The following is a 14,338-nucleotide window of genomic DNA, read 5'->3' on the forward strand; positions in this document are numbered from 1 at the left end:
CCGGTCTCAGCCCGCGTCGAGGCCCACTTTGAGCGACACGTCGAGCGCCGTGACCGAGTGCGTCAGCGCGCCGGACGAGATGAAGTCGACGCCCGTCGCGCCGATCCGCCCGACCGTGTCGAGCGTCACGTTGCCCGACGCCTCCGTCTGAACGCGGCCCGCGACGCGGTGGACGGCCTCCTCCAGCATCGACACGTCCAGGCCCGAGTCGGTCCGCCGGGCCATGTTGTCGAGCAGGATCCGGTCGACGCGGGCCCCGTCGGCGACGGCATCGAGGACGGCGTCGACCTCGTCGAGCGTCCGGGCCTCGATCTCGACCGGCACCTCGCGGCCCGTCTTTCGGACGTAGCGGCCGACGGCGTCCAGGGCCGGGCAGATGCCGCCGGCCGCCGCGACGTGGTTGTCCTTGACCAAGACCATGTCGTACAGCCCGGCGCGGTGGTTCCGGGCGCCGCCGAGCGCGACGGCCCACTTGTCGAGCGCGCGCAGGCCGGGTGCCGTCTTGCGCGTGTCGAGCACGACGGCCGGAGCCGCCGCCTCCGCCATCCGGGCCGCCGCCGTCGCGATCCCGCCCATCCGCTGCACGACGTTGAGCGCCAGCCGCTCGGCCACCAGGATCGACCGCGCGCGCCCGGCGACGGTCCCGAACACGGTCCCGGCCGAGAGCCGGTCGCCGTCGGCCGCCGTCCACGAGACGGCGAGGCCGGGGTCGACGCGCTCGAACACGCGCTCGGCGACGGCCAGCCCGGCCACGACGCCGTCTTCTTTCAACAGAAACCGGGCCGTGGCCCGGGTGCCCTCCGGGATGGTGGCCTCCGTCGTCACGTCGCCCGGGCCGACGTCCTCGGCGAGGGCCCGGTCGAGCAAGGCGTCGAGGTCGGCGGCGACGGCGTCGGGGAGGGGGAGCATGAGGCGGGGGCTAGGAGCGGGCGAACTCCTCGATCATGGGCTCGGCGACGCGGGCGGGCGTCGGGCCCCAGTCTTCGAAGCCGGGGATGACGAGTCCCTCGATCTCGGCTGCCGTCGCGCCGTCGGCGGCGCGGGGGACGATGGCGAGGCGGGCCGCCGCGAGAAAGTCGCGCATGACGAGCAGGTCGGCCCGGTCGCCGATCACCGGGTGGCCCTCGCCGGCGTGTCCGAACACGAACACCGTCTCGTCGGAGAACCGGCCGTGGACCGTTTCGAGCACGGTCCCCCAGCCCTCGACCGACGCCCCGCCGGCCCGGTCGATAAACGGCTGGCGGCGGTTGAACACGAGGTCCCCCATGTGGACCACGTCGGCCCGCTCGAAGTGGACGACGGCGTCGCCGCAGGTATGGGCCGGGCCGAGGTAGGAGAGCGCCAGGGTCTCGTCGCCGAGGTCGGCGCGCCAGGTCTCGCGGAACGTCTCGTCGGCGTAGTGCTGGGCGTCGTAGCCGTCGGTCCCGACGGCGCGGGCGCGCTGTAAGCCGGGCACGGCCTCGTGCGCCACGTGCCGCTCGGCGACCGGCGCGAGCACGGCGTTGCCCGCCGTGTGGTCGCCGTGGTGGTGCGTGTTGACGAGCACGTCGAGCCGGCGGTCGCCGTCGCGGAGCCCGTCGAGGAACGTCCGCGCCGACTCCGGGAACTGCGTGTCGACGGCGACGAGCACGTCGGGCGACCGGAGGTAGCCGATGGTCCCGCCCCGGTCGGTGAACGCGCCGACGCCGCGGCGGATAAGCGTGAACTCGGCCCGGCGCCGGGGTGCGGCGGTCGCCAGCGGGGAGACCCCGAGCGCGACGGCGGCCACGGCCGAGCGGGCGACGAACTGGCGGCGGGAAAGCATGGTGGGTTCAGCGGGTGTCCCGGGTTGACTGCGTCGTCGCTTCGCGGTTCGCGGGCCGAGCGGGTTCGGTTCCCGAGCGCCCGGCGTCCTCAGCCCGCTCGTCCCACGGCGCTCGGCTCGTCCTCCCGCTCGAGAACCTCGCGGACGCGGTCCGGCGGGGCCACCGGCCGTCCGCGCTCGCGGTCCACAAAGCACAGCGTCACGCGGCCCGAGATCCGCACCGCGTCCTCGCCCGCCCGGCGGACCGCGTAGTCGACGGGCAACCGCCCGCCGACACTCGGGAACGACGCCTCGACCTCGACCAGGTCGTCGTAGCGGACGCTCGCGTGGTACCGCACGGCGAGATCGACGACGGGCATGATGATGCCGCCGGCTTCGAGCTCTCGGTACGGCAGGCCCGCCTCGCGCAGCGCCTCCGTCCGCGCGGCCTCGAACCAGTCGAGCACGTGGGCGTGGTACACGACGCCCATCGGGTCGCACTCGCGGTACCGCACGCGGTGGCGGTAGAGGAATCGGGTCATCGGGTAATTTCAGATCGGGCGATTGTGGTGGCCGGTCGTGACCGCAAGCGTCCAAGGTGGCTCCCCAATCGCCCGATCATCCATCGCCCGATCACACCTCCTCGAACGCCCCCATCGCGTCGAACTTGGCCAGGCGGCCCGCGAGCAGGTCGTCGGTCGGGAGGTCGAGGAGCGCGTCGAGGTGGGCGGCGATGGCGCGGCCCGTCGCTTCGAAGGTGGCCCCAGGGTCGCGGTGGGCGCCGCCGACGGGCTCCGGGACGATCTCGTCGATCACGTCCTGGTCGATCAGGTCGGGCGCGGTCAGCTTGAGCGCGCGCGCGGCGTCCTCCTTGTGGTCCCAGTTGCGCCACAGGATCGACGAGCACGACTCGGGAGAGATTACCGAGTACCACGCGTTCTCCAGCATCAGCACGCGGTCGCCGACGCCGATCCCGAGCGCGCCCCCCGACGCCCCCTCGCCGATCACGACGACGACGATGGGGACCGGGAGCCGGGCCATGACCAGCAGGTTCCGGGCGATGGCCTCGGCCTGGCCGCGCTCCTCGGCCTCGAGACCGGGGTACGCGCCGGGCGTGTCGAGGAAGGTGATGATGGGCTTGCCGAACTTGGCCGCCATCTCCATCAGGCGCTGGGCCTTGCGGTAGCCCTCGGGGTTGGGCATCCCGAACCGCCGCTCTTTCCGCTGCTTCGTGTCGCGCCCCTTCTGGTGGCCGAGCACCATCACGGCCCGGTCCCGACTGCCGAAGCGCGAGCCCCGGAACGTGGCCGGCCCGCCGACGAGCGCGCGGTCGTCGCCGAACAGCCGGTCGCCGTGGAGCTCGGTGAAGCCGGACGTCAGCGCGCCGACGTAGTCGAGCGTGTAGGGCCGCTCGGGGTGCCGGGCGAGCTGGACCCGCTGCCACCGCGTGAGCCCGCGGTAGATCGACTGCCGGAGCGTGTCGACGCGGGTCTCGAGCGCGGCGACCTGAGCGGTGAGGTCGACGGAGCCGTCCTCGGCCTCGAAGGCGCGGAGCTCGGCGAGCTTGGCCTCGAGGTCGGCGAGGGGCTTCTCGAAGTCGAGGAGATGAGCCATGCGCCAAAGGTACCGCCCGAGTGGGGCGGGGGCTCTCCCGTCCGTCGCCCATCGCTCCGTCGGGCTCCCCCCGTCCGTCACCCATCACTGCGCTCAGGGGCGACGGACTGTCCCCCTCGCAGACGAGGGGGACAGCCGTTCGAGCTGGGAGCGGAGCGACCTGCCGAACGGCGGGGGGAGTCAACCCGCCGACTCCCCCTCATCCGAGAAGCACCCCGCAATAGCCGCGAGCACACCATCGAGATTGTCGAACACCAGCTTGTTCTCGAACCGAACCACGCGGAGCCCCTCCGCCTCCAGAGCTTCCGTCCGCGCCGTATCGTAGGCTCGCGCTTGGGGCGAGTCGTGGACCGCCCCGTCGAGTTCGACCGCCAGCCGCTCGGCCGGGCAACAGAAGTCGAGGACGTACGGCCCGATCCCGTATTGGCGGCGGAACTGTCGGCCCCGGAGCCGGCGCCCCTTCAGCGCGGTCCACAGCCGGACCTCGGCCGGCGTCCCGTGTGTGCGGAGATGCTGGCGGACGGGCCTCTGGCGCGGGGCGTATCGCTTCACGGCGGTCGGAGAGCGTCGCTCCCAAGACCCGCGAGCTTGCCCGGTCTACCTCCCCGCTGGCGTCTTCCTGTCGCTGGCGCCGGCCGTCCACAGCGCACGGAGCAGGATCTCGACGTCGAGCCAGGCCGACTGGTGGCGGGCGTAGAACCAGTAGGCCCGGTGCGCGTCGGCGATGGTGCGCGGGCGCGGGCCGCGCGTGTCCAAGACCGACACGACGCCGGGCATCAGGCCCCACGAGGGCGGCGGGTGCGCCCCGTCGGCGTCGTAGCCGACGAGCGCCAGGCGGCCCGCGAGCACGGCCGGCATCCGGTCGGCGAGGGCGGCCCAGCGCGTCAGGCGCGGGCTCGGGCGGAGCCGGGCCACCAGCCGGAGGAGCGGGGCCAGCACCACGAACACCGACGCGGCCGGGAGCTCGACGAGGCGGCGGGCCCAGGTCGGGCGGAGCGGGGCGACCGTCCGCTCGGCGGCCTGGAGCGGGGCCGCGTAGTCCTCGATCGACGCCTTCCCGATGATCCGGTCGTGGCCCGAGGCCAGGATCTTGAGCTGGACCGGGAGGTCTCGGAGCGTGCGCATCCCGTCCAGGATGGCCGTGTTGGTCAGGCTGTCGGAGGCGAACACGACGTCGTCGGCGCCGTGCAAGCGGGCGAGGTCGCGGAGCTGGCGCGGCCGGCCGAGCCAGGGGAGGGGCCCCTCGGCGTCGGCCTCGGCGACGTAGCCCACGACGGCGTTGCCGCGGGCGTGCTCGTCCAAGAGCCGCTGGAGCCGCTCGGCCTCGGCGCCCGCGCCGACCAGGAGGGCCCGCCGGGGCGCCCGCCGCGCGGCCCGCCATCGGACCCGCCGCGCCACCAGCAGCGCCGCCGCGACGCCCAACCCCAGCGCGACGACGGCCCGGCTGAACGCGAGCGTCGGCACGAAGAAGGCGAGCGCGGCGACGACCAAGCCTGCCAGCACGGCCCCGGCCACGACCGCCCGCAGCGAGCGCCCGGCCCGACGGTACCCGCCGGCCAGCCCGACCGAGGCCACCAAGACGGCGGCGTAGGCCGGCAGCACGAGCGCGTAGTAGCTCGTCTCGAAGGCGAACCCGTCGGCGCGGCTCCACCCGAGCGCCGTCGCGGCGAGCGCGGCCCACGCCAGGGCGCCGTCCGACGCCGGCCCGGCCACGTCCCGGCCGATCCGCCCGAGGGCCGCGAGCGCGGCCCGGACCACGATCCCCAGCCTCAGCCCGACCGCGAGGGCGCCCGACGCCAGCCGGTCGAGCACGCCCGCGCCCTCGCGGTGCGTCACGTGCTTCTCGACGAACCGGAGCATCGCCCCGTAGAACAGCAAGACGTAGCGGAGGTCGCCCTTCTTGGTGCTCTCGCCCTTGTAGTGGACGATCTGAGTGTCCGGCGTGTAGTAGATCCGCCAGCCGGCCTGCTGGATCCGGTAGCACCAGTCGAGGTCCTCTCCGTACATGAAGAAGGCCTCGTCGAACAAGCCCGCCGACGGTCGGAGTTCGGAGTTCAGGGTTCGGGGTTCGGAGCCCACCAACTCTGAACTCTGAACTCCGAACTCCGAACTCGGCAGCACCGCGTCCCGCCGGACCATCATGCACGAGCCGCTGAGCGCGTCGACCTCGCAGACCTCGTCGAGCGGGAGGTACGTCAGGTTGTAGCGGCCGAACGTCGGGCTGGCGGGGAACAGCTTGCTCAGGCCCGAGATGCGGTAGAACGCGACGGCCGGTGTCGGGAACGCGCGTCGGCTCTCGGGCGCGAACGTGCCGTCGGGGTTGAGGATGCGGCACCCGGCGGCCCCGGCGTCGGGGTGGCCGTCCATGAAGGCGACGAGCGTGCGGAGCGTGTCCTCCTGCAGGATCGTGTCCGGGTTGAGCACGAGCACGTAGCGGCCGGCGGCCCGGCGGATGGCCTGGTTGTTGGCCGTCGCGAACCCGACGTTCTCCTCGTTGGCGACGAGGTGCACGTCCGGGAACCGATCGCGCACCATTTGCGCGGACCCGTCCGCCGAGTCGTTGTCGACGACGAACGTCTCGACCGACAGCCCGGCCGAGGCCTGCTCGACTGACCGGAGCGCCTGCTCCAGGAACTCCCGCACGTTGTACGTCACGATGACGACCGAGACGTCGACCGTGGTCGCGGGGGCCTCCGTGGCGAGAGGAGCAGGGGAGAGGGGCATCGGCGCGAAAATAGACGGCGGGCCCGGCCGGTTCCGTCACGATCTGGTTAACGGCGTCTCCTCGGGCGTGAGCGGGAGCAGAGAGGGGGCGGCCGGTAGCTTGGCCCGTCGCTCGCAAGCCCCATGCCCACTCTGGCCGAGGTCCGCGCCACGCTCGCGCTCGCCGTCCCGCTCGTCCTGGTCCAGCTCTCGCAGATGTCGATGAGCTTCGTCGACGTGATGATGGTGGGCCGGCTGGGGACCGAGGCGCTGGCGGCCATCGTGCTCGGCTCGACGACGTTCTTCACGCTGGCGCTCGTCTGCGTCGGCGTCCTGGTGGCCGTCCAGCCGACGGTCGCCCAGGCCGTCGGCGCGGGCGACGAGGCGGCGGCGGGGCGGGGGGCCCGCCAGGGGCTGTGGCTCGCGCTGATCTTGGGTGTCCCGTTCACGGTCGCCCTCGGGTTCGCCGAGCCCGTCCTGCTCGCGACCGGCCAGGCGCCCGAGACGGCCGCGCTCGCCGCCGACTACCTCGGCGCGATCCGCTGGGGGTTCGTCCCGAACCTGCTGTTCACGGCGCTCCGCGGGCTGTGCGAGGGCGACGCCCGGCCCCGGCCCGTCCTGGCCGTCACGCTCATCGGCGTGGCCGCGAACGCGGCGCTCAACTACGGGCTGATGTTCGGGGCCTGGGGCCTGCCCGCGCTCGGCGTCGTCGGGACCGGCTGGAGCTCGGCGCTGACGATGACTGTGATGTTTGTGGCCCTGGCCGTCTACGTGCGGACCGGGCCGCTGGCGCGGTTCCAGGTGTTCGCCGGTTTAAGGCGGCCGGACCCCGAAGCCCTCGGCGCCCTGTTCCGCCTGGGTTGGCCCATCGGCGTCGGGTTCGGCCTTGAAGCCGGCCTGTTCACGGCGGCGACGCTGCTCGTCGGGCGGCTGCCGGACCACGAGGTGGCGCTGGCGGCCCACCAGATCGCGCTCAACGCGGCGAGCGTCACGTTCATGGTCCCGCTCGGGATCGGGATGGCCGGCGGCATCCGGGTCGGCCAGGCGGCCGGGGCTGGCGACCTCGACGGCGCGGCTCGGGCGGGGTGGACGGCGACCGTGCTCGGCGCCGCGTTTATGGTCGTCTCGGCGCTCGTGTTCTGGCTCCGGCCCGACGTCGTCGTCTGGATCTACGCCGGGGCCGACCCGCAGGCGGAGGTGGCCGCGCTCGCGGCGACGCTGCTCGGCATCGCGGCCGTGTTCCAGCTGTTCGACGGCGTCCAGGCGTCGGTCGCTGGCGCGCTCCGCGGGCTCAAGGACACGCGCGCGCCGATGCTCATCGCCGCCGTCTCGTACTGGGGCGTCGGGCTGACGGTCGGCGGCGCGCTGGGGCTGGCGGCGGGCGGCGGGGCCCCGGGTCTGTGGTGGGGCTTGACGCTGGGCCTCGCGACGGCGGCCGTCGGGCTCTCGCTCCGGTTTGCCCGGCAGACGCGCCGCCTGGGGCCGGTGGCCGTCGCCCCGCTCGGCTAACGCGCCGCGGCGAGGGCGTTCGGGCCGACCGGAGGCCACCGTGGGGCGCCATCCAGGCCGGCCATCCAGGCCGGGCGCGTGACGGGCGGCTCCGGTATCGCCTGAGATCCGGGTCGGGCCCGTGCGGATGGCGGCGAGCGGCCGGGTGGGAGCTGCGGGGAGGGTCTACTTTCACTCCGTCCTGGACCCCAGCCGGTCGGTCTTCGATTCCGACTCGGGCCCGCCGCCGTCCCGACGCCGGGGCCCCTTGGAGCCGCAGGAGCCGGCCTTTCGAGCTATCTTCGCCGGGTCCCCGGGGAGGGCGGTCTACTTTCGCGAGCGCCCCTCCGCCCGTCTGCCGGGGCCCCTCACCCAGCGGTCATGCCTCAGCTTTTCCCGCGCCAAGTCAACGTCTTGCCGGCGGCGTCCCTGTTCGGGGCTCTCGGCGGCGGCGTCCTGGTCGTCCTCCTCGCCTGGTACTACCTCTCGCCCGAGTTCTACGAGGTCGGATACATGCCGGACCAGCCGGTCCCGTACAGCCACGCGCTCCACGCGGGCCAGCTCGGGATGGACTGCCGGTACTGCCACAACCACGTCGAGCAGAGCCCGCACGCCAACGTGCCGAGCACCCAGACGTGCATGAACTGCCACGGCGTCGTCCAGACGGAGTCGGCGAAGCTGCTGCCGGTCCGCGAGAGCTGGGCGACGGGCGTGCCCATCGAGTGGGTCAAGATCCACCACCTCCCGGACTACGCCCAGTTCAGCCACGCGGCCCACGTCAACGTCGGCGTGGGGTGCGAGAGCTGCCACGGGCGGATCGACCAGATGGAGGTCGTGTACCAGGCCGAGCCGCTCTCGATGGGGTGGTGCCTCGAGTGCCACCGGGCGCCGGAGGAGCACCTGCGCGACCCGTCGCTCGTGACCCAGATGGGCTACGCCGAGGCCGTCCGCGCCGACGAGGACGCCTACGAGGCCTACCTCGCCGAGAACCGTGTGCGGATCCAAAACGAGGACATCATGCCGCCTCAGAACTGCTCGGCCTGCCACTACTAGAACGAGTGAGGAGTGAAGGGTGAAGGGTGAAGCACCCTTTACCCATCGCCCTTTACCCATCACCCATTTATGATTGAGCTCGACGTCCTGAGCGCCGCCGACGCGGCTGCCGACGAAGACGCCCAGGCCGCCGCCGGCCAGGCCCCCACCTGGCGCAGCCGGACGGGGCCGCCCGCGGGCCCCGACCGGGAGTTCCTCGACCCCGTCACCGAGGCCGACGCCGGGACCAGCCGCCGCTCGTTCCTCAAGGTCATGGGGGCCAGCGCCGCGCTCGCCGGCATGACCGGGTGCCGCCGGCCCGTCGAGACCATCCTGCCCTACGCCCGCAAGCCCGAGGACGTGATCCCGGGCGTCCCGAGCTACTACGCGACGGCCATGCCGCTGGGCGGCGTCGGCCACGCGCTCCTCGTCCAGAGCCACGAGGGCCGGCCGACCAAGGCCGAGGGCAACCCCGAGCACCCGATCTCGGGCGGCTCGACCGACATCTTCGCCCAGGCATCGGTCCTCCAGCTCTACGACCCCGACCGGAGCCGCCACGTCTGGACGCGCGGCGAGGCCGCGCCGGCCCGGGCCGACTGGGGCTCGTTCGTGGCCGAGGCCGCCCGGCTCCGTCTCCAGGGCGGGGCCATCGCCGTGCTCGCCGAGCCCTCGGCCAGCCCGACGGCCGACGCGCTCCGCGACCGGTTCTTGGCGGCCACGCCCGGCGCGCGGTGGATCACGCTCGGCCCCCACCTCGACGACGCCCAGGCCCTCGGCACCCAGAGCGCGCTCGGCCAGCCCGCTCGCCCGCTCTACCGCTTCCAAGACGCCGACATCATCGTGTCCTTCGACGCCGACTTTATCGGCGCCGACGACCCCAACACGGTCTGGAACAACCGCCAGTACGCCGCCTCGCGCCGCGTCGACGAGCGCGGGTCGATGTCGCGCCTCTACGTCGTCGAGTCGACGATGACGACGACGGGCGGGATGGCCGACCACCGCCGGGCGGTCAAGGCCGGCGCGGTCCCGTTCGTGGCCGCCGCCATCGCCCAGGGGTTGGGCGTCTCGACGGGCGTCGCGGCCCGGCTCGACGAGGCCATGCAGCCGTTCGTCGACGCCATCGTGACCGACGTCCGGGCCGCGGGCGGGCGGGCCGCGTTCGTTGCCGGGATGACGCAGCCGGCCGAGGTCCACGCGCTCGCGGCGGCGCTCAACGGGCAGTTCGGCGGGGGCGCGGTCGAGTACCTCGCGACGGGCGCCGGCCCGGTCGAGCCGGTCGGCCCGCAGCTGGCGGCGCTCGTCCGCGACATGGCGGCCGGCCGGGTCGAGACGCTGCTGATGCTGGGGACGAACCCGGTCTACAGCCTCCCGGCCGAGCTCGGCTTCGAGGAGGCGCTGGCGCGGGTGCCGACCTCGATCCACGTCGGGCTGTACCGCGACGAGACGGGCCAGCGGGCCACGTGGCACCTCCCGCGCGCCCACTACCTCGAAAGCTGGGGCGACGCCCGGGCCTACGACGGCACGCTGAGCATCGTCCAGCCCCTGATCGCCCCGCTCTACCCCGACGCCCACTCGGACCTCGAGGTCCTCAACACGCTCGCGACCGGCCGCAACAACGCCGGCTACGACCTGCTCCGCCAGTCGCTCCGCGGCACGCTCGCCGGAGATTTCGAGACGGCGTGGCGGACGGCGCTCCACGACGGGTTCGTCGCCGGCACCCGGTTCGCGTCGCTCGGCTCCGGCGGCGGCGCGGCCGACCTCTCGGGCTTGCGCCCGCCGGCCGACGACGCCCTCGAGCTCGTCATCCGCACGAGCCCGACGCTCTACGACGGCCAGTTCTCGAACGTGGCCTGGATGCAGGAGGCGCCGCACCCGGTCACCAAGGTGACCTGGGACCCGGTCGCGCTGGTCTCGCCGCGCACGGCCGTCGCCCTGGGTGTCGACGACGGCGACCGCTTCTCGGCCATCGCCCTCGGGCGCGCCGACGCCGACCTCTCCGAGGGCGGCGGGGACGACGCCTTCGAAGGGACGGCGCTGACCAAGGGCAAGAACTTGACGTCGGTCGTCCGCCTGACGACGGCGGGCGGCGTCCCGGTCGAGCTGCCCGTCTGGGTCCAGCCCGGCCACCCCGACGGCTCGGTGACCGCGTTCCTGGGCTACGGCCGCGACCTCGCGACCGACCGGCCGGTCGAGGACATGAACGTCTTCGGCCGCGTCAACCGCTGGCTCCGGCCGGGCAGCGTCGACACCGACGTGTACCGGATGGGGACGCTGGCGGCGCTCGTCGGCGCCGACCTCAGCGAGGGCGCCCCGTCGGCCCGCGTCGAGCGGTGCCGGACGCTGGCGGGTGGCCCGCTGACGGTCGCCGTCGAGGCGGTCGCCGGTGACTACCTGCTGGCGAGCACCCAGGACCACGGGACGATGCAGGGCCGGGCCATCGTCCGCTCGGCGACCGTCGAGGAGTACACGGCCGAGCCCGACTTCGCCAAGATCAAGGACCACTACGTCGAGGACACGCCGTGGGAGAACTTCGACCCGCTGTGGGGCGAGGAGAACTCGGCGAGCGATGACCCTCGCATCGGCGAGTGGATCTACTCGGACAACCAGTGGGGCATGACGATCGACCTCAACGCCTGCACCGGGTGCAATGCGTGCGTCGTCGCGTGCCAGTCCGAGAACAACGTGCCGGTCGTGGGCAAGGACCAGGTGGCCCGGGGCCGCGAGATGCACTGGCTCCGGCTCGACCGCTACTACGTCGGCACGGACGAGTCCGACCCGGGCATGGTGACGCAGCCGATGATGTGCGTCCACTGCGAGAACGCCCCGTGCGAGCAGGTCTGCCCAGTCAACGCGACGGCGCACTCGCCGGACGGGCTCAACGAGATGACGTACAACCGGTGCATCGGCACGCGGTACTGCGCCAACAACTGCCCGTACAAGGTCCGCCGGTACAACTTCTACAACTGGACGAAGACGCTGCCGACGGAGGTCCAGATGCAGTCGAACCCCTACGTCACCGTCCGCTACCGCGGCGTGATGGAGAAGTGCACGTTCTGCGTCCAGCGGATCCGCCAGACCCAGCAGTACGCCCACATCGAGGACCGCGAGCTCCAGGACGGCGAGGTGGTCACGGCGTGCCAGCAGGCGTGCCCGGCCGACGCCATCGTGTTCGGCGACCTCCGGGACCGCACGAGCGCGGTCTCGCGGAGCAAGGAGAGCCCCCGGAACTACGCCGTCCTGGCCGAGCTCGCCGTCAAGCCGCGCCTGACCTACCTCGCTCGGCTGCGCAACCCGCATCCCGGCCTCGCCACACCGTACGACACCGTGATCGACGCCCACGCCGCAGGCGACCACCCCGCCGCCGACGCCTAAGCCCCATGGCCACCGTCACCTCCAAATCCGCGTACGACCGCCTCGGTGGCGACGGCGCGCCGACCTATCCGGACGGCTCGCCGCTGACGCTCGAGGACGCCCCCCTCGTCCGCGGCAACCTGTCGTTCCACGACATCACGGAGCTGGTCTCGTACCACACCGAGAAGAAGACGCCGGTCGGCTGGTTCCTCGCCTTCGGCGCGGCCCTCGCCGGGCTCGGCATCCTGGGCCTCTCCATCGCCTACCTCGTCTGGAACGGGCCGGGCGTCTGGGGCCTGACGAACCCGGTGTTCTGGGGCTGGGCCATCGTCAACTTCGTGTTCTGGGTCGGCATCGGCCACGCCGGGACGCTGATCTCGGCCGTCCTCTTCCTGTTCCGGCAAAAGTGGCGGACGTCGATCAACCGGGCGGCCGAGGCCATGACGCTGTTCGCCGTCGCGTGTGCGCTCTTGTTCCCGACGTTCCACGTCGGTCGGGTGTGGGTGATCTACTACACGCTGCCGATCCCGAACCAGATGGCCATGTGGCCGCAGTTCAAGAGCCCGCTGCTCTGGGACGTGTTCGCGGTGAGCATCTACGGGTCGGTCTCGCTCCTGTTCTGGTACGTCGGCCTGATCCCGGACCTGGCGACGATCCGCGACCGGGCGGCCCGGATGGGGCGGACGTTGCGGGCCCGGATCCTGGGCTTCTTCGCGCTCGGCTGGACCGGCTCGAACCGCCACTGGCGCCACTACGAGCGGGCCTATCTCATCCTGGCCGGGCTCGCGACGCCGCTCGTGTTGTCGGTCCACTCGGTCGTGTCGTTCGACTTCGCCGTCTCGATCATCCCGGGCTGGCACACGACCATCTTCCCGCCCTACTTCGTGGCCGGCGCCATCTTCTCCGGCTTCGCGATGGTCCAGACGCTGCTGCTGGTCGCGCGCAAGGTGTACGACCTGGAGAACCTCATCACGCTCGACCACATCGAGAAGATGAACATCATCATCCTGGTGACCGGGACCGTCGTTGGGTTCGCGTACATCACGGAGTTCTTTATGGCGTGGTACTCGGGCGTGGCCTACGAGCAGTACGCCTTCGCCAACCGGGCGACGGGCCCGTACTGGTGGGCGTACTGGATCATGATGAGCTGCAACCTGATCTTCCCGCAGCTTTTCTGGGTCAAGCGGTTCCGGCGGTGGATCGGGCTCTCGTTCGTGATCTCGATCACGACCAACATCGGGATGTGGTTCGAGCGGTTCGTGATCACGGTCACCTCGCTCCACCGCGACTTCCTGCCGTCGAGCTGGGACTACTACAGCCCGACGCTGTGGGACGTGCTCCTGTTCGTCGGCTCGTTCGGGCTGTTCTTCACGTTGTTCCTCCTGTTCCTCCGGTTCGTGCCGATGGTGGCGATCGCAGAGGTCAAGGGCGTGATGCCCCAGGCCGACCCCCACTTCTACCCCCACTCGGGCGACGGCCACGGGACGCCGCACGAGCTGGCGCCGTACCAGCACGACGCCTACGTCCAGGGCGCAGCCCCGGCCGCGACGGACCCCGACGCCGACGGGATCCCCGACCGCCCCGACGCCGACGGGACCGCCGACGGGACCGCCCCCTCCGCCGCCTAATCCGATGCTCGACGCACTCCGCACGCGGCTCGAGGACCGAGCCAACCAGCACGTCGGCCTCCTGGCCGAGTTCTCCGACCCGGGCGCGCTCGTCCACGCCGTCGAGGGCCTGAGGGAGAAGGGCTACACCCAGCTCGACACGTTCACGCCGTTCCCGATCCACGGGATGGACCGGGCCATGGGCCTGCCCGTCTCGAAGCTCGGGTTCATGGTGTTCGGCGGCGCCGTGGCCGGCGGCGTCCTCGGCTTCCTCCTCCAGTGGTGGACGAGCGAGGTCGACTACGCGATCAACATCTCGAACAAGCCGCTGTTCGCCTGGGAGAGCTCGATCCCGATCATCTTCGAGCTAACCATCCTGTTCTCGGCGCTGACGGCCGTCGGCGGGATGCTGGCGCTGAACGGGCTGCCCAAGCCGTACAACCCGCTGTTTTACTCGGACCGATTCGGCCGGGCCACCGACGACGCCTTCTTCGTCCACGTCTCGGGCCGCGACGGGACGTTCTCGCGCGAGACGACCGCCGCCGACCTGTTCGGACTGGGCGCGACGGCCGTCGAGTACGTCGACCACGAGGGGGCCACGGCCGTCTCCGAGACCGGCGAGCCGACCGACGTCGCCGTCCGCGCCGAGCCCGAGGTGTCGGGCCCCGTCGTCCCCCACCACACGACCGGCGACATCTAGGGTGACGAGTGATGCGTGATGCGTGAGGACTCGCCCCAACCTTCCCTCGCGCTCTTATCA

At 72.3% G+C, this 14,338-nt stretch carries 11 protein-coding genes; 5 read left to right on the forward strand and 6 right to left on the reverse strand.

Features of this window, described 5'->3' with window-relative positions; all coding sequences use genetic code 11:
• Positions 1-6 precede the first annotated feature (6 nt).
• From nadC to ACOOHE_RS03855, 6 genes are all read right to left on the reverse strand, one after another.
• Positions 7-909, reverse strand: a complete 903-nt coding sequence (nadC, locus tag ACOOHE_RS03830; RefSeq protein WP_420456476.1) for a carboxylating nicotinate-nucleotide diphosphorylase — start codon at positions 907-909, stop codon at positions 7-9.
• A 10-nt stretch (positions 910-919) separates the two neighbouring features.
• The gene (locus tag ACOOHE_RS03835; protein WP_420456477.1) at positions 920-1,804 is read right to left on the reverse strand and encodes an MBL fold metallo-hydrolase; all 885 of its coding nucleotides are present in this window, start codon (positions 1,802-1,804) and stop codon (positions 920-922) included.
• Positions 1,805-1,893: 89 nt separating this feature from the next.
• On the reverse strand, positions 1,894-2,325 hold the full coding sequence (locus tag ACOOHE_RS03840) for an acyl-CoA thioesterase (protein ID WP_420456478.1): 432 nt from the start codon (positions 2,323-2,325) through the stop codon (positions 1,894-1,896).
• A 91-nt stretch (positions 2,326-2,416) separates the two neighbouring features.
• Entirely contained in the window at positions 2,417-3,397 is a 981-nt protein-coding gene (locus ACOOHE_RS03845; protein ID WP_420456479.1) for an acetyl-CoA carboxylase carboxyltransferase subunit alpha, read from the reverse strand.
• Positions 3,398-3,577: 180 nt separating this feature from the next.
• Entirely contained in the window at positions 3,578-3,949 is a 372-nt protein-coding gene (locus ACOOHE_RS03850; RefSeq protein WP_420456480.1) for an endonuclease domain-containing protein, read from the reverse strand.
• Between the two features lie 45 nt (positions 3,950-3,994).
• Positions 3,995-6,121: a glycosyltransferase gene (locus ACOOHE_RS03855; RefSeq protein WP_420456481.1), complete on the reverse strand. Its 2,127-nt coding sequence runs from the start codon at positions 6,119-6,121 to the stop codon at positions 3,995-3,997.
• A 123-nt stretch (positions 6,122-6,244) separates the two neighbouring features.
• On the opposite strand from ACOOHE_RS03855, the gene ACOOHE_RS03860 reads away from it, so the two are divergent.
• The 5 genes from ACOOHE_RS03860 to ACOOHE_RS03880 all read left to right on the forward strand — a co-directional run bounded on the left by ACOOHE_RS03860 (position 6,245) and on the right by ACOOHE_RS03880 (position 14,278).
• Entirely contained in the window at positions 6,245-7,609 is a 1,365-nt protein-coding gene (locus ACOOHE_RS03860) for an MATE family efflux transporter (RefSeq protein ID WP_420456482.1), read from the forward strand.
• Positions 7,610-7,969: 360 nt separating this feature from the next.
• Complete coding sequence (locus ACOOHE_RS03865; protein WP_420456483.1) at positions 7,970-8,641, forward strand: cytochrome c3 family protein; 672 nt, start codon at positions 7,970-7,972, stop codon at positions 8,639-8,641.
• 69 nt (positions 8,642-8,710) lie between these two features.
• Positions 8,711-11,992 carry a 4Fe-4S dicluster domain-containing protein gene (locus tag ACOOHE_RS03870; protein WP_420456484.1) on the forward strand — a complete coding sequence of 1,094 codons (3,282 nt, stop codon included), beginning with the start codon at positions 8,711-8,713 and terminating at the stop codon, positions 11,990-11,992.
• A 5-nt stretch (positions 11,993-11,997) separates the two neighbouring features.
• Positions 11,998-13,599, forward strand: coding sequence for an NrfD/PsrC family molybdoenzyme membrane anchor subunit (gene nrfD / locus ACOOHE_RS03875; RefSeq protein ID WP_420456485.1), 1,602 nt, complete (start codon positions 11,998-12,000; stop codon positions 13,597-13,599).
• A gap of 4 nt (positions 13,600-13,603) precedes the next feature.
• Positions 13,604-14,278: a DUF3341 domain-containing protein gene (locus ACOOHE_RS03880; RefSeq protein ID WP_420456486.1), complete on the forward strand. Its 675-nt coding sequence runs from the start codon at positions 13,604-13,606 to the stop codon at positions 14,276-14,278.
• Positions 14,279-14,338: the final 60 nt, after the last annotated feature.

It is taken from the genome of Rubrivirga sp. (genome assembly GCF_965213695.1).
Lineage (GTDB): Bacteria > Bacteroidota > Rhodothermia > Rhodothermales > Rubricoccaceae > Rubrivirga.